Origin of the sequence: Nocardioides sp. URHA0020, from assembly GCF_000620705.1 — a bacterium.
Classification (GTDB): Bacteria; Actinomycetota; Actinomycetes; order Propionibacteriales; family Nocardioidaceae; genus Nocardioides.
The window spans coordinates 76,958-92,983 of the sequence record NZ_KK211169.1 but is presented as its reverse complement, the minus strand read 5'-3'; the positions used below and the strand labels follow the sequence as shown (position 1 = coordinate 92,983).

Here is a 16,026-nt window from a genome sequence, read left to right as displayed (position 1 = left end):
CTAGTGTGCGGGCATGACCTCGCCGCACGTCGACCAGGCGCGCCACCAGACCTTGGGCGACCTGCCTCGTCGTACGGCGCAGCGCTCCCCCGACAAGGCGGCCGTCGTCGACGGCGACGTGCGGCTCACCTTCGCCGAGCTCGACGCGGTCGTGGACCGGGCGGCGGCGGCCCTCCAGCAGGCAGGACTCGGCGTCGGCGACCGACTGGCCCTGCTGAGCCACAACAGCTGGCAGTACGTCGTGCTCGACTTCGCCTGCGCCCGCGCGGGCGTCGTCCTGGTGCCGGTCAACTTCATGCTCGGCGCCGACGAGATCGCGTTCATCCTGGACCACAGCGGTGCGACGGCGTTCGTGGTGGAGGACGGCCTTCTGCCCGTGGCCGAGCAGGCGCTCGCCTCGACGGCCGGGGCCGTGACCACCCGGGCGGTCGTCCGTCTGGCGGGCGGCGACGTCCCCACGGGCTGGTCCGACCTCCGGGGCTGGCTCGACCGCCCGGGCACGCCGTACGCCGTGGTGCTCGGCGACGACGACCCGGTGCGGATGATGTTCACCTCGGGCACGGAGTCGCGTCCGAAGGGTGCGCTGCTGTCGAGCCGGTCGCTGCTGTGGCAGTACGTCTCGTGCGTGGTCGACGGCCGGATGCGCGCCGACGACGTCGAGCTGCACACGATGCCGCTCTACCACTGCGCGCAGCTGGACTGCTTCCTCGGCGTCGACGTCTATCTCGGCGCGACCAGCATCATCCTGCCGGCGCCGGAGCCGGGCGCGATCCTGCGGGCGATCGCGGAGCACCGGGTCACGAAGTTCTTCGCGCCGCCGACCATCTGGATCGGCCTGCTGCGTCACCCCGACTTCGACGACGCCGACCTGTCGTCGCTGCGCACGGGCTACTACGGCGCGTCGCCGATGCCGGTCGCGGTGCTGGAGGAGATGCGCCGACGCCTGCCCGACGTCGACCTCTGGAACTTCTACGGACAGACCGAGATGTCCCCGCTCGCCACGATCCTGGGTCCCGAGGAGCAGCTCACCTACCCCGGCTCGGCCGGCCGGGCCGCGCTCAACGTCGAGACCCGGATCGTCGACGACCGCGACGAGCCGGTGCCCGCGGGCACCGTCGGCGAGATCGTGCATCGCTCGCCGCACGCGACCCTCGGCTACTACCGGGACGAGGCGAAGACGGCCGAGGCGTTCCGCGGCGGCTGGTTCCACTCCGGCGACCTGGGCTACCTCGACGAGGGCGGTCGGCTCTACGTCGTGGACCGCAAGAAGGACATGATTAAGACCGGCGGGGAGAACGTCGCCAGCCGGGAGGTGGAGGAGGCGATCTACCTGCTCGACGGGGTCGCCGAGGTCGCGGTCTTCGGCGTCGACCACCCGCGCTGGGTCGAGGCGGTCGCCGCGGTCGTCGTACCGAAGGCGGGTGCGTCACTGACCCCCGAGGCCGTGATCGCGCACACCCGCTCGGTGCTGGCCGGCTTCAAGACGCCCAAGCACGTCGTGGTCGTCGAGGCCCTCCCGAAGAACCCGTCGGGCAAGATCCTCAAGCGCCAGCTGCGCGCGGAGCACGCCGACCTGGCGGCCCAGGCGGACTGACGTCCGGCCTCAGACCCGGTGGAGGGACGTCGCGAAGACGGTCCACAGCACGACGAGCACGAGCAGGGCGAGCACGGACCTCCACACGAGCTGATCGGCCGTCGCCTGTCTCCGGGACATACCACGACGCTACGAACCGGCCCGGTCGCCCGTCATCACCAACATGGGGTACTCAGACCCACCAGCGCGCGAGGAGGGTGCCCTCGGACTCCAGCAGCGTGTGCAGCCGCAGGGGTACGTCGACCGCCGGTCCCTCGATGATCCGTCGGTGGTCACCGCCCACCAGCCGCGGCACCGTCGTCGTGCAGAGCTCGTCGACGACGCCGCCGGCCAGGAGGTCGCCGAGCAGCGTGGGGCCGCCCTCGCACAGGATGCTGGTCCACCCGCGGGCGACGAGCGTCTGCTTGAACGCGACCGGGTCGTCGACCCGCTCGACCAGCACCCGGCCCGGGGCCGCGCCGCGCAGGGTCTCCGGCACCTCATCGCTCCTGCTCACCACGACGATCGGCCGATCGATCGGCCGGTAGCCCTCGGTGCGGGCGGTGCCGGCGCCCACGACGACCACGTCGGCGACCGAGCGGAGGTGGTCGAAGACCCGCTTGTCGGCGGCGTTGTTGAGCGACCCGCTCTTGCCGGAGTCGCCCGTCGCGGCGCCGTCGACGCTGCCCACCATGTTGACCCGCAGCCACGGGAGCCGCGGCGCGGCGTACAGCTCGCCGAGGTCGTCGGTGTCCGGCCCGACCAGCACCCTCACCACTGCCACCTCAGCACCCAGTACTGCACCCCGAAGGGGTCGTCGTCGTAGTCCACCCGAGCCCCGACACCTGGCGGGAGCAGGTCGGCCAGCCGGTCGATGCCGTCGAGCGACGCGAGCAGGCTCCGGCCCACCTCGAGGTCGGGCAGGTCGCCGTCACCCGACGTCAGCGCGGCCCGCAGCGCGTCGTCGTACGCCGCCGCTCGCTCGTCGAGGTGCCCGGGCGCCTTCTCCGTCCGGCGGGCCGAGCCGTTGCCGACGACGAGGTACGACGCCTCGGCGGTGGCGGCGAGGCTCGGGCCCAGAGGCCCTGGCGCCTCGACCAGCGGCTCGGTGCAGGCCGCCAGCAACGCGGCCGCGACCCGAGCACCCTGCGCATCGGCCAGCACCACAGGGTCCGGCCCGAGCCACGTCACGGCGGCCAGGCACGCGGCTCGCAGGTCCGCCACCGGGTCCTCGAGCGAGGCGTACGCCGGCAGCAGCGCGAGCACGCCCGGCACCAGCACCACCCGCGTCACTGGAGCCCCCGGATCGCGCGCGCCGGGGGCCGGCGGCCGGCGATCGACGACACCATGTCGACGGTCTGGCGGGTCTCCACGACCTCGTGCACCCGATAGATCCGGGCGCCGGCGAGCGCGCACACGGCGGTCGCGGCCAGGGTGCCGATGAGTCGGGACCCCACCTGCTGGTCGAGGGTCTCGCCCACGAAGTCCTTGTTGGACAGCGACACCAGCACCGGGTAGCCGGTCTCGACCATCTCGCCGAGCCGGCGGGTGACCTCGAGGGAGTGGAAGGTGTTCTTGCCGAAGTCGTGCGCCGGGTCGATCACGACCGACTCCGGCGACACTCCGGCGGCGATCGCCCGCGCGGCGTAGGCGACCGTGTCGGCGATCGCGGCGGCCACGACGTCGTCGTACTCGATCCGGTAGGGCCGCGTCCGCGGCGTCGCCCCGCCGGTGTGGGTGCAGATGATCGCCGCCCCACCCTCCGCGGCCGCGTCGACGAGCTCGGGGTCCGCACCTCCCCAGGCGTCGTTGACGACGTCGGCGCCGGCGGCGCAGACCGCCGCGGCCACCGAGGCGCGCCACGTGTCGACGGAGATGACCAGCGACGGGAAGGCCGCGCGCACCCGCGCCACGAAGTCGACGACCCGCGACATCTCCTCGGCCGCCGAGATCTCGACGCCGGGCGCCGCCTTGATGCCGCCGATGTCGACGATCTCGGCACCTTGGGAGACCACCAGCTCGACCCGCGAGAAGGCGCTGTCCTCGGCCCACGTCGCACCCTGGTCGTAGAACGAGTCGGGGGTGCGGTTGACGATCGCCATCATCAGGGTCGCGTCGTCGGCGAAGGCGTGCCGGCCCAGCTGCAACGTCATCGCAGGCCCACCGCCGGCGGACGCTCCTCGACCGCCGGGCCGGCGCCGGCCCGGGCCAGGGCCGCGGCCAGGATCTGGGTGGCCATGCCGCTGAGGTCGTGCAGCGACTGGTGCCGATGGGCGCGTACGCCGAGGTCGACCTGGGCGATCGCCTCGAGCCCGCGGGCGCGCTCCGTGTCGACGAGGGCGGCCAGCTCGACGGCGTACTCGTGCGGGACCCGGAGCAACTCGAAGAGCGAGCGCCGGATCGCCCACTCCCCCGCCAGCGGCTGGTGCAGGCCCGCCAGCTCCGGGAAGAGCAGCCGGATCAGCGGACGCGCGACCAGCTCGGTCACCCGGCCGCCCTCGAAGGGCACCGCATCGGCGCCCGAGCCCATCGGCCGCTCGTAGAAGCCCTTGACCAGCTCGACGCCGGGGTCGGCGAGCAACGGCCCGAGCAGGCCCGGCACGAAGTGGGTGTCCCAGTCGACCAGGTCGGCGTCCATGAAGACGATCAGCTCACCCGAGGTGACGAAGAGGGACTTCCACATCGCCTCGCCCTTGCCCGGGCGGGTGCCGAGGTCGGGTCGGATCTCGGCGGACCGGTGCACGGTCGCGCCGGCATCCGCCGCGACGGCGTACGTGTCGTCCGTGGAGTCCGAGTCGATGACCACGATCTCGTCGACCAGGGCGACGGTCTCGACGAGGGCGGAGCGCACCTGGGTGACCACGTCGCCGACGGTCGCCGCCTCGTTGCGGGCGGGGACCACGAGGCTGACGACCCGGGAATCCTTCGCCGCCACCAGGGAGTCGAGCGACCAGTCGTCCCAGTGGTGCGTGTGGCGACCGGCCCAGCTCTCGACGTCGTACGGCGGGACGGGTCGGGGCACGCGCTGAGCGTAGACGACGGCCCCACAGGGCCATCCGAGGCGAGAAAACGGGCCATACGGGTCATATCCGACGTCCGCTGTCGGATGCTTCAATCATCGGATGACGTCGAGCGAGGAGCCGCCGCGCCGTGGCCGCGGTCGCCCCCGGGCCCCCGGCGCCGAGGAGAAGATCCTGCAGGCCGCCCTGGAGGAGTACACCGAGCACGGCTGGGCGGGCTTCACCATGGACGGCGTCGCCCGGCGGGCGGGCTTCGGCAAGTCGACGCTCTACCTGCGCTGGCCGGACAAGGACGCGCTGCTCACCGACGCCGTGCGCCTGCGCAGCCGCACGGTCGCGCAGGTCGACACGGGTTCGTTCAGCGGCGACCTCACCGCCCTGGCGACCGCGGTCTTCCGCGAGTTCACCGAACCGCAGGGCTGGGCCGGCTTCCGGATGGTCATCGACAGCGCCAGCGCCAGCGTGCCCCTGGGCCAGTTCACCCGAGAGGTGAGCGGGGTGCACCGCGACGTCATCGAAGGGATCTTCGAGCGCGGCCGTGGCCGTGGCGAGCTGCTGACCGAGGTCGAGCCGCTCGCCCTCACCGACCTGATCTACGGCGCGGCCCTGTTCTACACCCTCGGGTGCCGCCTCGACCACGCCGAGATCACGGACGCCGAGCTCACCAGCCGGGTGGACAACGTCGTGAGCGTCCTGACCCGGGGCCTCTGCTAGGGCCGAGCAGCCAAAAGACGCCATCTGGGCCATATCCGACGACCGGTGTCTGATGTTTCAATCAATCATGAGCCCCGGAACCGACCCGAGCCGCGGTCGCGGCCGACCCCGGACGCCGGGAGCCGATGACAAGATCCTCGCCGCCGCCCTCGACGAGTACGCCGAGCACGGCTGGGCCGGGTTCACGATGGACGCCGTCGCGCGACGCGCGGGCGTGGGCAAGTCGACGGTCTACCTGCGCTGGCCCGACAAGGACGCCCTGCTGACCGATGCCGTGACCAACCACGGCATCGGGATCACGACGGCCGACACGGGGACCCTGGCGGGCGACCTGCGGCACCTGGCGCTCAGCCTGCTGCGACAGTTCCACTCGACCGCCGGATGGGCGGCCCTGCGGGTCACCTTCGACGTGGCCAGCGCCCACGAGCGGCTCGGCGCGTTCTCGGCGGCCGTCATCCAGGTGCACGGGCGACCGGTGGAGCAGATCTGCCGTCGGGCCGTCGAGCGCGGCGAGATGGTCGAGGGCGTCCCGACCGGAGCGATCACCGAGGCGATCTACGGCTCCGCCGTCGTCGACGCGCTCACCGACCGCCTCCAGGGTCGCGGCGACGACGACGCCTGGATCCAGACGCGCGCCGACGACATCGTCGCGATCGTGCTGCGCGGCATCGCCGGCAGCTAGTCGAGATACCTGCGCACCCCGGAGACCAGGCCGGCGGCGTACGTCGAGCGTCCCTTCGCCGACGTCATCCGGCGCGCGTCGCGGGAGTCGCGCATGTTGCCGAGCTCGACCATCACGGTCGGCACGTCCGAGAGGTTGAGGGTGCCGAGGTCCGACCGGACGTCGAGCCCGTCGCCGCCCGCGATGTAGTTGGCGACGTGCAGCCCGTGGCGCCGCAGCGCGGACCGGGTCTCCCGGGCGAGGCGGTAGGACGAGCGGTAGATGTCGTGGGTCCACGGGCGCCGGTCGGCCGGCGCGATGACGTGGAAGCCGCGAGCGCCGGCCGCATAGCTGCCGTCGGCGTGGATGCTCAGCTTGAGGTCGGCCCGCAGCCTGTTGCCGGCTTGCCCGCGCACGTCGACGCACGGCCCCCACCGCCTGACGGAGTTGGAGTGGCGGGTCAGCCGGACGGTGGCCCCGAGCCGCTCGAGACGGGCGCGCACCTTCAGCGCGACCTTCCACGCGAAGGTCGCCTCCGGGTAGCCGGCGTTGGTCGCCGTCCCCGTGGTGTTGCAGGGCTTGCGCGACCCGCCGGCCGGCACCAGCCGGTTGACCTGGCGCGGGTGACGCCCGTTGCCGAGCTGGTGGCCCGGGTCGATGACGACCACCCGACCGGCCAGCGGCTTCGCCGCCCGTGCGGGTCCGGTGGGGCGGTCGGCGTACGCCGGCCCGGCGAGGCCGCTCAGGACGGCGAGCGCCAGGAGGAGTGCTGCTGCGCGTCTCATTCGTAGCCCAGGATCTCCTGGCGCTTCTCGCCCCAGGCGAGAGCGGAGGCGATCGCGTCCTCGAGCGAGAGCTCGGTGTGCCAGTCGAGCAGCTCCGCCGACCGGTCGACGTTGGCGAACGCCCCGACCGCGTCACCCGGACGCGGCGGCGCCTCGCTGATCGGCACGTCGCGGCCGAAGACGCCCTCGAAGGCGGCGACCAGCTCGCGCACGGTCACGCCGGAGCCGGTGCCGACGTTGATCACGACGCTGGGAGCCCCGACCTGCTCCAGCACGGCGTCGAACCGCTCGACCGCCCGCACGTGCGCCTTCGCGAGGTCCCAGACATGGACGTAGTCGCGGATCCCGGTGCCGTCGCGGGTGGGCAGGTCGGTGCCGGTGATGGTGAAGGAGTCCTTCTGCCCACGCGCGGCCATCACCAGCTGGCCGAGCACGTGGGAGGGCTCCTTGGCGTAGATCCCGGACTCGAGATCCGGGTCGGAGCCGATCGGGTTGAAGTAGCGCAGGATGATCGCCCGCAGGTCCGTGGCCGCGGCCATGTCGATGAGGATCTGCTCCATCATCCCCTTGGTGCGCGCGTACGGCGACTGCGGCGCGAGCGGGTCGGACTCGACGACCTCGAAGTTCTCCTTGGTCGCGTAGAGCGACGCCGACGAGGAGAAGAGCACCCGCGGCTTGCCGACCGCGTTCAGCTCGTCGAAGAGCTCGAGCGACTTGGCGACGTTGTCCTTGTAGTAGTCGTAGGGCTTCTCCACCGACTCCGGTACGACGATCCGGGCCGCCATGTGGATCGTGGCGTCGATGTCGGGGTGCTCGTCGACGACACGACGGATCAGCGACCGATCGCCGATGTCGCCCTCGTAGAAGATCCGGTCGCGCACAAACGCCTGCGGCCCGGTGAGCAGCGAGTCGAGGATGACCGGCGTGTGCCCCGCGGCCTCCAGCGCCTTCGCGGTCGTCGAACCGATATAGCCGGCGCCGCCGGTCACCAGGATCTTCATGCGACAACCCTACGGCGGAGGCCCGATCACCGCCTCGCTGGTCGAGCGTCGTCGAGACCCAGGAGCCCCGCTGGTCGAGCGTCGTCGAGACCCGGGAGCTCCGGTGGTCGAGCAGGGAGGCGCGCTGGCGCCGAGCGTCGTCGAGACCCCCGCACCCCCGCTGGTCGAGCGTCGTCGAGACCGGCAGCCCCCGGTGGTCGAGCAGGGAGGCGCGCTAGCGCCGAGCGTCGTCGAGACCCCCGCACCCCCGCTGGTCGAGCGTCGTCGAGACCCGGAGCCCCCGGTGGTCGAGCAGGGAGGCGCGCTAGCGCCGAGCGTCGTCGAGACCCCCGCACCCGACGAGCGACCTCACGCCCGCCACTGCGGATCCCGCCCGATGAAGCCGATCAGCTTCGTCTGCGCGTCCGCATCCGCCGCGACCTCCACTCGCGGCCCGTACTGCCCGCTCGAGCGGAGCATCTCGTCGATCGGCTCCATGCCGGCGAGCATCTGGGCGCAGGTGTCCGCGTCGAGCGTCTCGTCCTGACCCGTGGCCCGGGCTAGGTCCCAGGTGTGCATGAAGACGTCGGCCGTGTAGAAGTTGTCGACCGCCTGCGGCAGCGGGATGTCGCCGATGTGCGGGTTGCTCAACACCTGAGCCTCCGACTCCGGGTCGTCGAGCAGCGACTGCACCGCGTCGGCATGCGCATGCCAGGCGGCGACCGGGTCGTCGTCCACGGACGGTCCTGCGGCGAGCCGGATGCCGGTGCCCGACTCCAGGAAGGCCGGGAACCACTCGACCAGGTGCCGTACGACGTCGCGCGCCGTCCAGCCGGCCACGGGTGCCGGGACGTCCCAGCTCGTCGTACCGTCGACCCGGCGGGTGAAGCCGCCCGACACCTCGCGGTGGTGCTCGGCCGGGGTCGTCATCGCCCGTCCTCGAGCAGCTCGTCGAGCTGTTCGTAGCCCTCGCGGACGCCGGTCTCCATCCCGCTGGCCAGCATCTGGTCACGGAGCTCGATCGACTCGACGACCGCCGTGCTCGTCAGCCGGCAGCGGCCACCCTCGAGCGTCTCGAAGATCATCGTCTCCAGGCTCGCGTGGTCCGGGCTGCCGTCGTACGCCCAGGTCTGCACGATCCGCTCCGACGGGCGGACCTCGTGGAAGGAGCCCCAGAAGCCCATCGTGAAGTCGTCGTCGCCGGTCCTGATCGCGGAGTAGCGCCACTCGCCCCCGGTGCGGGCGTCCCAGCGCTCGATCCTCGTCTCGATGCTGCGCGGCCCGCACCACTGCGCGAAGAGCTCGGGGTCGACGAAGGCGCGGAAGACGCGCTCCGGCAGCGCTTCGAACTCACGGATGATGCGGATCACCGGCAGGTCCGCGACCGCCTCGATCCGGGTCTGGTGCTGCTGGGTCATCATGATGCTGCTCCCTCGTCGTCGTCCTCGACCGAGCTCACGGCCCGGTCCTCGGTTCCCAGCAGGGCGTCGAGACGGCTGAACCGCTCCTCGGCCTCGCGGCGGTAGCGCTCGATCCACTTCGTCATGAGGTCCAGCACCTCCGCCTCGAGGTGGACCGGACGGCGCTGGGCATCGCGGCTCCGACTGACCAGGCCGGCGTCCTCGAGCACCTTGACGTGCTTGGAGATCGCCTGCACGGTCACGTCGTACGGCGCGGCCAGGTCACCGACGCTCGCGTCCCCATCGGCGGCGAGGCGCGCGACCAGGTCTCGACGGGTCGGGTCCGCCAGCGCCTGGAACACCCGGGACAACTGGTCCGCCATGTCACCACCTCATCATCAACCAACTGGTTGAGCAAGGGTGTCATCGGCGACCGCAATTGTCAACCATCTGGTTGAACTGACCGGAGATCTCAGGTCCCCGCGCACTGCGCCGATCAGAGCGACATGATCCTGGTCTTCTCCACTGGCGACGACGACGCCGAGTCGCTAGCGACACCGTTCGAGGAATGGTGCGAGTCGATGGACCTGCACCCCGAGGACTCGCGGGCCTGGCCCCTCTACGAGCACAGCGTGGGCGCCGGCGAAGCTCACACCCCGGCAGCGTCGTAGTCGCGGACGATCTCGTCGAAGGCGGTCTCGATCTCGCCCGCCCGGAACGCTCGTCCCACGACCACGGCCACCGGGATCGGGGCGACGCACCACAGCACCATCGCGAGCGCGACGATCACGAGTGCAGTCATGCAGCAAGTGTGACCTGGGACACGAAGCGGCAAACATCCACCACGCGGCCATTTGATCCGGCGATGCGGGGCAGGGGTCACGGGCCAGAAATCCCACGGACGCACGTCCTTGCACTGGGTGTAACACAACGCACCTACGCTGAGACCCGAATCGGCTGCGGGGCCCCTCGCCATGGGGCAGACTGTCTGCCGGTGCATCGGCGGTCTCTCTCGGGGACGCAACACCAGATTGCACGGGAACGGCATGGGATCGGTATGACACTGCTATCGGTGAAGAGGACGCGGACCCTCGGTCCGCCGAGTCGAGCACTCCGCTACCTCCCTGTCTCCGCCCTGGTCCTCGACCTGATCGTCATGATCGGTGTCTTCGTGCTGGCCGTCCTCGGCCGCAGCCGCCTCGACGTCTTTGACACTGCCTCCGGCATCGCGTCGTCGCTCCAGGTCGCCGGACCCATGGTGCTGCTCGGCTGGCTCGTCGTGATCGCGGCCTTCGGTGGCTACCGTGACGACGTCTTCGGCGCCGGGACCGACGAGTACAAGCGGGTCTTCAACGCAAGTCTGGTGACGGCTGGCCTGCTCGGCGTGGGCTGCTACTTGGCGAAGTTCCCGCTCTCCCGCGGCTTCTTCCTGCTCGCCTTCGGATTGGGCGTCCCGGCGCTGATGCTCGGGCGATGGTTGCTCCGACAGGCCGTGCACCGAGCCCGTCGACAGGGGTATCTCCAGCACCGGGTGCTGATCGCCGGCTCTGCCGAGCACGTGGACGAGATCGCAGCAGTCCTCCACAGGGAGCCGTGGCTCGGCTACGAGGTCATCGGTGCGCTGCTCCCTCGTCGCGAGATGCGCGGGGAGCACACCGACTCCGGACTTCCGGTCATCGGGGCGTGCGAAGACGTGACAGCGGAAGTCCGGGCATCGGGCGCCGACATCATCTTCTTCGCCGGCGGCGCATTGACGTCGGCGGCACAGCTTCGCCAAGTGGCTTGGGACCTGGAGAAGGACGAGGTCCAGGTCGTCGTGGCGCCGAGCGTCAGCGACATCTCGAGCGAACGCGTGCGGATCCGCCCGGTCGGCGGCCTGCCGCTCATGCACATCGACCCGCCGCGCGCCACGGACGCCTCCAGCATCGGCAAGCGCTCGTTCGACGCGGTCGGCTCGCTGGCGCTGATCGTGGCTTTCACGCCGATCTTCCTGTTCGCCGCGATCCGCATCAAGATGCACGACGGAGGTCCGATCCTCTTCCGGCAGACTCGCATCGGTCGCAACGGCGAGGAGTTCACCTGCCTGAAGTATCGGACCATGGTGGTGAACGCCGACGAGCTGGTCGGCCAGCTGCAGACCGACGTCGGCCAGAGTGCGCTGCTCTTCAAGATGAAGGCAGACCCACGCATCACCAAGCCCGGCAAGTGGATCCGACGATTCTCGGTCGATGAGCTCCCGCAGCTGTTCAACGTGCTCCGGGGCGACATGAGCCTGGTCGGGCCGCGACCGCAGGTGGCCCAGGAGGTCGCGCTCTACAACGGCCCGATGTCGCGGCGCCTCCGGGTGCGCCCCGGCATGACCGGGCTGTGGCAGGTCTCCGGACGCAGCGAGCTCAGCATCCAGGAAGCGATTCGCCTCGACCTCTACTACGTCGACAACTGGTCCCTCGTCCAGGACGTGTCCATCCTGGGACGCACCGTGGGCGCAGTCTTCGGCTCCCGCGGCGCCTACTAGTCACCACACCACCCCACGCGGCGACCACTTCCGGCACAATCCGAGCATGCCGACCGCACTCATCACCGGGATCACCGGCCAGGACGGGCTCTACCTGGCCGAGCTCCTGCTCTCCAAGGGGTACGACGTCCACGGCGTGATCCGCGGCCAGAACAACCCGAAGCGCGACCTGGTCGAGGAGCTGCTGCCCGACGTGCGCCTCCACAACGGCGACCTCACCGACATGTCGAGCCTGATCCGGGCGTTGCGGATGTCCGATCCCGACGAGGTCTACAACCTGGGCGCGGTGTCGTTCGTCGCGTACTCGTGGGAGAACGCTGCGCTCACGACCGATGTCACCGCCAAGGGCGTCCTCAACATGCTCGAGGCGGTCCGTCTCCACACCGGTGACCGACCCGAGGGCATCCGCTTCTACCAGGCCTCGAGCTCGGAGATGTTCGGCAAGGTCCAGGAGGTGCCGCAGCACGAGCGCACCCTGCTGTGGCCGCGCTCGCCGTACGGCGTGAGCAAGGTCTTCGGCCACTACATGACGATCAACTACCGCGAGTCCTACGGCATGCACGCCTCCTCCGGGATCCTCTTCAACCACGAGTCGCCACGTCGCGGCCCGGAGTTCGTGACCCGCAAGATCAGTGAGGCGGTCGCCCGGATCAAGCTCGGCATCCAGGACCACGTGGTGCTGGGCAACCTCGACGCAGAGCGGGACTGGGGATTCGCCGGCGACTACGTCGAGGCCATGTGGCTGATGCTGCAGCAGCCGCAGGCGGACGACTACGTGGTCGCGACCGGAGAGACCCACTCCATCCGAGACTTCCTCGACGCCGCCTTCGCTCACGTCGGCATCGAGGACTGGACCGGCTACGTCCGGCAGGACGCGCGCTTCATGCGACCGGCCGAGGTCGACCACCTCATCGGCGACGCCAGCAAGGCCCGCGAGGTGCTGGGCTGGAAGCCCAAGGTGTCCTTCCCCGAGCTGGTCTCCATGATGGTCGAGGCGGACCTGGCCGCGACCCGGCAGGGCTGGTGAGATGACCCGAGCGTTCATCACCGGGATCGGTGGTCAAGACGGCAGCTACCTCGCCGAGCAGCTGCTGTCGGCGGGTGCAGAAGTGCACGCGCTCGCTCACCCCGACGACCGAGCGCCGGTGGCGCGCGGCGTCGAGCTGCACCCGGGCGACCTCACCGACATCGCGCAGACCCGCCATCTGCTGCTCGACCTGGCACCGGACGAGGTGTACAACCTCGCCGGAGTGAGCTCGGTCGCGAGGTCCTGGAGCGAACCGGACCTCACGGGACAGGTCAATGGCCTCGCGGCAGTCGCCCTGCTGGAGTCCGCTTGGCAGGTCCAGGAGGCCTCCGGTCGGGCGGTCCGGTTCGTGCAAGCCTCGAGCGCCGAGATCTTCGGCGAGCCCACCAGCTCGCCCCAGGACGAGGCCACCCTCGTCAAGCCGATCAACCCCTACGGCGTCTCCAAGGCTTACGCCCACCTCGCCGTCGAGGTCTATCGCAGGCGGAAGCTCCATGCCGTCAGTGCGATCCTCTACAACCACGAGTCGCCGCGCCGCCCGACCCAGTTCGTCACCCGGAAGATCACGGCGACCGTCGCAGCGATCGCGCACGGCGAGGCCGATACCCTTGCTCTCGGCAACCTGGATGCGCGGCGCGACTGGGGGTGGGCACCCGACTACGTCGACGCACTGGTCCGCGCGGCGCGCGCCGACGACGCTCGCGACTACGTGATCGCCACCGGGGTCGCGCACTCCGTACGCGAGTTCGTAGAAGCCGCGTTCGCCCGAGCCGGGCTCGAAGACTGGGAGTCGCACGTCGTGATCGACCCAGCATTCGTACGCCCGGTGGATGCGACCGAGTTGGTGGGCGACAGCTCGCGGGCTCGCAAGTTCCTCGGCTGGGCCCCTAGTGTCGGCTTCGAGGAACTGGTGGGCCGAATGGTCGACCGCGACCTCGAATTGGTCGGGGATCAGTCGTCGAGCAGGCCGAGCAGGTAGGCGCCGTACCCGCTCTTGCGCAGGGGCTCGGCCACCGTTGCGAGCTCGTCATCACTGAGGAAGCCGTTGCGCCAGGCGACCTCCTCAGGGCAGCCGATCTTCATGCCCTGCCGGTGCTCGACGGCGCGGACGTAGTTGCTGGCCTGGTTGAGGTCGTCGACGGTACCTGTATCGAGCCAGACCACACCGCGGGACAAGATCTCGACCTTGAGCTTGTGTTCGTCGAGGTACGTCCGGGTGAGATCGACGATCTCTAGCTCACCTCGTAGCGACGGCTCCAGGATCTTCGCCCGATCCGCCACGGTGTCGTCGTAGAAGTAGAGGCCCGGCACCGCGAGGCTGCTCTTCGGCTTCGTCGGCTTCTCCTCCAACGACAGGACGCTGCCTCGCTCGTCGAGCTCGATGACGCCATACGCCGAAGCATCGGCCATTCGGTATCCGAAGACCACCGCCCCGTCGAGGTCGTCGAACCGCTTTAGCTGGGCACCGAGTCCAGCCCCGTAGAAGAGGTTGTCTCCGAGCACCAGCGCGACACTGCTACCCGCGATGTGCGCCTCCCCGATCAGAAAGGCCTGGGGCAGACCGTCGGGGCTCGGCTGGACGGCGTAGCTGATCGAGATGCCGAACTGGCTGCCATCGCCCAACAGTCGCGCGAACTGATCGGCCTCATGCGGGGTGGTGATCACCAGAATGTCGCGGATCCCGGCCAACATGAGCGTCGAGAGCGGGTAATAAATCATCGGCTTGTCGTAGACGGGCATCAGCTGTTTGCTCACCGCGATGGTGATCGGGTGCAGCCGAGAACCGGTACCCGCCGCCAGGATGATGCCTCGCATGGCCCGCATCATATGCGCGTCTCACCGGCCTTCTGGTGTCCCTGACACGACCGCGGCCGAAAGCACCTGGGAGAGTGAAGTCGCCCTAGGATCGGCCGCGTGGACCGCATCCTCGTGACCGGTGGGGCCGGCTTCATCGGGTCCAACATCGTTCATCACCTCATCGCGCACACGGACGCGCACGTGACGGTGTTGGACAAGCTCACGTACGCCGCGAGCCTGGAGTCGCTTGCCGGACTGCCGTCCGACCGAGTCGAGCTGGTGGTGGGCGACATCGCCGAGCCCGATGTGGTGGGGCCGCTGGTGCGCGAGGCCGACACCGTCGTGCACTTCGCCGCCGAGTCCCACAACGACAACAGCCTCGAGGATCCCGTGCCTTTCATCCGCACGAACCTCGTCGGCACCTTCACCCTCCTCGAGGCGGCACGGGCGCATGGCCGGCGCTTCCATCATGTATCGACCGACGAGGTGTACGGCGACCTCGAGCTGGACGACTCACAGCGCTTCACCGAGGACTCGCCGTACCGACCCTCGTCGCCGTACTCGGCGTCCAAGGCAGGCTCAGACCACCTGGTGCGCGCGTGGATCCGCTCCTTCGGGCTCCGAGCCACGATCTCCTGCTGCTCCAACAACTACGGGCCGTGGCAGCACCTCGAGAAGTTCATTCCCCGCCAGGTCACCGAGGTGATCGACGGCCGGAGACCACGGCTCTACGGCGACGGACGCAACGTCCGCGACTGGATCCACACCGACGACCACTCCTCGGCCGTCCTGGCGATCCTGGAGCGCGGAGCGATCGGCGAGACGTACCTCGTTGGCGCCGACGGGGAGCGGAGCAACCTCGAGGTGGTGCGAGCGATCCTGCGCCACTTCGGACGCAGCGAGGACGACATCGACTTCGTCCGCGACCGCCCCGGTCACGACCGCCGCTACGCCATCGACTCCGGCAAGCTGCGAAGCGGACTCGACTGGCATCCGATCCACTCCGACTTCGAGGCCGGGCTGCAGGCCACGATCGAGTGGTACGTCGCGAACGAGGCATGGTGGCGTCCCCGCAAGGACGCCGTGGAAGCGTCGTACGCCGCGCGCGGGCAGTAGGCGCTAGCTCAACGACGTGTCAGGCTGGCCAACGCCGGTCGCACGTCGGCGAGGTAGACGAACGCGGCAACGGTGAAGACCAGGTTGAGCAGACTGATCGGCCCCCCTGGCATGACGAGCTGCACGACCAGCCCCAGGCCGAGGATGATCGCCCATGCCGGCTTGGTGAGCTTGTTGGCGGCCTTGTAGGAGTCCGTCGACCACAGCAGCGAGTTGACGAAGGTGAACACCTTCACGGCGAGCAGGACCAGCTCGACGATCAGCATGAAACCCGATTCCAAGTTGAACACCGCCATCACGGGGCACAGCCTACGGGCCTCGCCACCGCGACGACGGGCATCGATGCAGTGACATGTGCCGGCTCGGATGGTCTAGACACATCGGGCGATGGTTGCGGGCGTCTGCAACGGCGCTTGACACGATCTACGGTTCTGGCTG

General features: G+C 69.9%; 19 protein-coding genes. 7 read left to right on the top strand and 12 right to left on the bottom strand.

The genetic code is table 11. The features are described from left to right. Positions 1-13: 13 nt before the first annotated feature. Positions 14-1,594 carry a fatty acyl-CoA synthetase gene (locus N542_RS0115260; RefSeq protein WP_028644666.1) on the top strand — a complete coding sequence of 527 codons (1,581 nt, stop codon included), beginning with the start codon at positions 14-16 and terminating at the stop codon, positions 1,592-1,594. Between the two features lie 172 nt (positions 1,595-1,766). On the opposite strand, the gene N542_RS0115250 is transcribed toward N542_RS0115260, so the two are convergent. Genes N542_RS0115250 through N542_RS25075 form a run of 4 tightly spaced genes read right to left on the bottom strand, consistent with a single transcriptional unit; the run spans position 1,767 to position 4,595 of the window. Further along, positions 1,767-2,348 (bottom strand): dihydrofolate reductase family protein, encoded by a 582-nt coding sequence (locus N542_RS0115250; RefSeq protein ID WP_036508332.1) that lies wholly within the window; start codon positions 2,346-2,348, stop codon positions 1,767-1,769. Then, positions 2,345-2,857: a hypothetical protein gene (locus tag N542_RS0115245; RefSeq protein ID WP_231482689.1), complete on the bottom strand. Its 513-nt coding sequence runs from the start codon at positions 2,855-2,857 to the stop codon at positions 2,345-2,347. Before N542_RS0115245 ends, N542_RS0115250 begins: the two co-directional genes overlap by 4 nt. A gap of 5 nt (positions 2,858-2,862) precedes the next feature. Further along, a complete protein-coding gene (gene folP / locus N542_RS0115240; protein ID WP_028644663.1) occupies positions 2,863-3,726 on the bottom strand; it encodes a dihydropteroate synthase in 864 nt (287 codons plus the stop codon). Continuing rightward, on the bottom strand, positions 3,723-4,595 hold the full coding sequence (locus tag N542_RS25075; protein WP_036508142.1) for a glucosyl-3-phosphoglycerate synthase: 873 nt from the start codon (positions 4,593-4,595) through the stop codon (positions 3,723-3,725). Before N542_RS25075 ends, folP begins: the two co-directional genes overlap by 4 nt. A gap of 100 nt (positions 4,596-4,695) precedes the next feature. Here N542_RS25075 and N542_RS25070 point away from each other — a divergent pair, with 100 nt between their 5' ends. Next, a complete protein-coding gene (locus N542_RS25070; protein ID WP_036508140.1) occupies positions 4,696-5,307 on the top strand; it encodes a TetR/AcrR family transcriptional regulator in 612 nt (203 codons plus the stop codon). A 67-nt stretch (positions 5,308-5,374) separates the two neighbouring features. Then, a complete protein-coding gene (locus tag N542_RS0115225) occupies positions 5,375-5,989 on the top strand; it encodes a TetR/AcrR family transcriptional regulator (RefSeq protein WP_028644662.1) in 615 nt (204 codons plus the stop codon). Here N542_RS0115225 and N542_RS0115220 read toward each other — a convergent pair. The 6 genes from N542_RS0115220 to N542_RS27915 all read right to left on the bottom strand — a co-directional run bounded on the left by N542_RS0115220 (position 5,986) and on the right by N542_RS27915 (position 9,935). Beyond that, positions 5,986-6,753: an N-acetylmuramoyl-L-alanine amidase gene (locus N542_RS0115220; RefSeq protein WP_028644661.1), complete on the bottom strand. Its 768-nt coding sequence runs from the start codon at positions 6,751-6,753 to the stop codon at positions 5,986-5,988. The genes N542_RS0115225 and N542_RS0115220 overlap by 4 nt on opposite strands. After that, complete coding sequence (gene galE, locus N542_RS0115215; protein ID WP_028644660.1) at positions 6,750-7,754, bottom strand: UDP-glucose 4-epimerase GalE; 1,005 nt, start codon at positions 7,752-7,754, stop codon at positions 6,750-6,752. The genes N542_RS0115220 and galE overlap by 4 nt, the downstream gene beginning before the upstream one ends. A 348-nt stretch (positions 7,755-8,102) precedes the next feature. Then, positions 8,103-8,663, bottom strand: coding sequence for a TIGR03086 family metal-binding protein (locus N542_RS27925; RefSeq protein WP_028644659.1), 561 nt, complete (start codon positions 8,661-8,663; stop codon positions 8,103-8,105). Beyond that, positions 8,660-9,151 (bottom strand): SRPBCC family protein, encoded by a 492-nt coding sequence (locus tag N542_RS27920; RefSeq protein ID WP_231482687.1) that lies wholly within the window; start codon positions 9,149-9,151, stop codon positions 8,660-8,662. Before N542_RS27920 ends, N542_RS27925 begins: the two co-directional genes overlap by 4 nt. Next, positions 9,151-9,516 (bottom strand): ArsR/SmtB family transcription factor, encoded by a 366-nt coding sequence (locus N542_RS0115200; protein ID WP_028644657.1) that lies wholly within the window; start codon positions 9,514-9,516, stop codon positions 9,151-9,153. Before N542_RS0115200 ends, N542_RS27920 begins: the two co-directional genes overlap by 1 nt. 266 nt (positions 9,517-9,782) lie before the next feature. Further along, positions 9,783-9,935 (bottom strand): hypothetical protein, encoded by a 153-nt coding sequence (locus N542_RS27915; protein ID WP_197025985.1) that lies wholly within the window; start codon positions 9,933-9,935, stop codon positions 9,783-9,785. 270 nt (positions 9,936-10,205) lie between these two features. On the opposite strand from N542_RS27915, the gene N542_RS0115185 reads away from it, so the two are divergent. From N542_RS0115185 to N542_RS0115175, 3 genes are read left to right on the top strand one after another with little or no spacing between them, the layout of a single operon-like run. Continuing rightward, positions 10,206-11,648, top strand: coding sequence for a sugar transferase (locus N542_RS0115185; protein ID WP_051551862.1), 1,443 nt, complete (start codon positions 10,206-10,208; stop codon positions 11,646-11,648). Positions 11,649-11,694: 46 nt separating this feature from the next. Further along, positions 11,695-12,675 carry a GDP-mannose 4,6-dehydratase gene (gene gmd / locus N542_RS0115180; RefSeq protein ID WP_028644655.1) on the top strand — a complete coding sequence of 327 codons (981 nt, stop codon included), beginning with the start codon at positions 11,695-11,697 and terminating at the stop codon, positions 12,673-12,675. A gap of 1 nt (position 12,676) precedes the next feature. Then, on the top strand, positions 12,677-13,654 hold the full coding sequence (locus tag N542_RS0115175; RefSeq protein ID WP_028644654.1) for a GDP-mannose 4,6-dehydratase: 978 nt from the start codon (positions 12,677-12,679) through the stop codon (positions 13,652-13,654). Here the strand turns inward: N542_RS0115175 and rfbA are convergent. Next, positions 13,627-14,490 (bottom strand): glucose-1-phosphate thymidylyltransferase RfbA, encoded by an 864-nt coding sequence (rfbA, locus tag N542_RS0115170; protein WP_028644653.1) that lies wholly within the window; start codon positions 14,488-14,490, stop codon positions 13,627-13,629. The genes N542_RS0115175 and rfbA overlap by 28 nt on opposite strands. Positions 14,491-14,589: 99 nt before the next feature. Here rfbA and rfbB point away from each other — a divergent pair, with 99 nt between their 5' ends. Continuing rightward, complete coding sequence (gene rfbB, locus N542_RS0115165; RefSeq protein WP_028644652.1) at positions 14,590-15,588, top strand: dTDP-glucose 4,6-dehydratase; 999 nt, start codon at positions 14,590-14,592, stop codon at positions 15,586-15,588. A gap of 8 nt (positions 15,589-15,596) precedes the next feature. Here the strand turns inward: rfbB and N542_RS25065 are convergent, their stop codons facing one another. Beyond that, the gene (locus N542_RS25065) at positions 15,597-15,884 is read right to left on the bottom strand and encodes a DUF2516 family protein (RefSeq protein ID WP_081795234.1); all 288 of its coding nucleotides are present in this window, start codon (positions 15,882-15,884) and stop codon (positions 15,597-15,599) included. Positions 15,885-16,026 lie beyond the last annotated feature (142 nt).

What these genes read in the sequence shown, in the direction of transcription:
- N542_RS0115260 (WP_028644666.1), top strand. Translation starts at nt 14, where the DNA reads ATGACCTCGCCGCACGTCGACCAGGCGCGCCACCAGACCTTGGGCGAC.
- folP (WP_028644663.1), bottom strand. Translation starts at nt 3,726, where the DNA reads ATGACGTTGCAGCTGGGCCGGCACGCCTTCGCCGACGACGCGACCCTG.
- N542_RS25070 (WP_036508140.1), top strand. Translation starts at nt 4,696, where the DNA reads ATGACGTCGAGCGAGGAGCCGCCGCGCCGTGGCCGCGGTCGCCCCCGG.
- N542_RS0115225 (WP_028644662.1), top strand. Translation starts at nt 5,375, where the DNA reads ATGAGCCCCGGAACCGACCCGAGCCGCGGTCGCGGCCGACCCCGGACG.
- N542_RS0115220 (WP_028644661.1), bottom strand. Translation starts at nt 6,753, where the DNA reads ATGAGACGCGCAGCAGCACTCCTCCTGGCGCTCGCCGTCCTGAGCGGC.
- galE (WP_028644660.1), bottom strand. Translation starts at nt 7,754, where the DNA reads ATGAAGATCCTGGTGACCGGCGGCGCCGGCTATATCGGTTCGACGACC.
- N542_RS27925 (WP_028644659.1), bottom strand. Translation starts at nt 8,663, where the DNA reads ATGACGACCCCGGCCGAGCACCACCGCGAGGTGTCGGGCGGCTTCACC.
- N542_RS27920 (WP_231482687.1), bottom strand. Translation starts at nt 9,151, where the DNA reads ATGACCCAGCAGCACCAGACCCGGATCGAGGCGGTCGCGGACCTGCCG.
- N542_RS0115200 (WP_028644657.1), bottom strand. Translation starts at nt 9,516, where the DNA reads ATGGCGGACCAGTTGTCCCGGGTGTTCCAGGCGCTGGCGGACCCGACC.
- N542_RS27915 (WP_197025985.1), bottom strand. Translation starts at nt 9,935, where the DNA reads ATGACTGCACTCGTGATCGTCGCGCTCGCGATGGTGCTGTGGTGCGTC.
- gmd (WP_028644655.1), top strand. Translation starts at nt 11,695, where the DNA reads ATGCCGACCGCACTCATCACCGGGATCACCGGCCAGGACGGGCTCTAC.
- N542_RS0115175 (WP_028644654.1), top strand. Translation starts at nt 12,677, where the DNA reads ATGACCCGAGCGTTCATCACCGGGATCGGTGGTCAAGACGGCAGCTAC.
- rfbA (WP_028644653.1), bottom strand. Translation starts at nt 14,490, where the DNA reads ATGCGAGGCATCATCCTGGCGGCGGGTACCGGTTCTCGGCTGCACCCG.
- N542_RS25065 (WP_081795234.1), bottom strand. Translation starts at nt 15,884, where the DNA reads ATGGCGGTGTTCAACTTGGAATCGGGTTTCATGCTGATCGTCGAGCTG.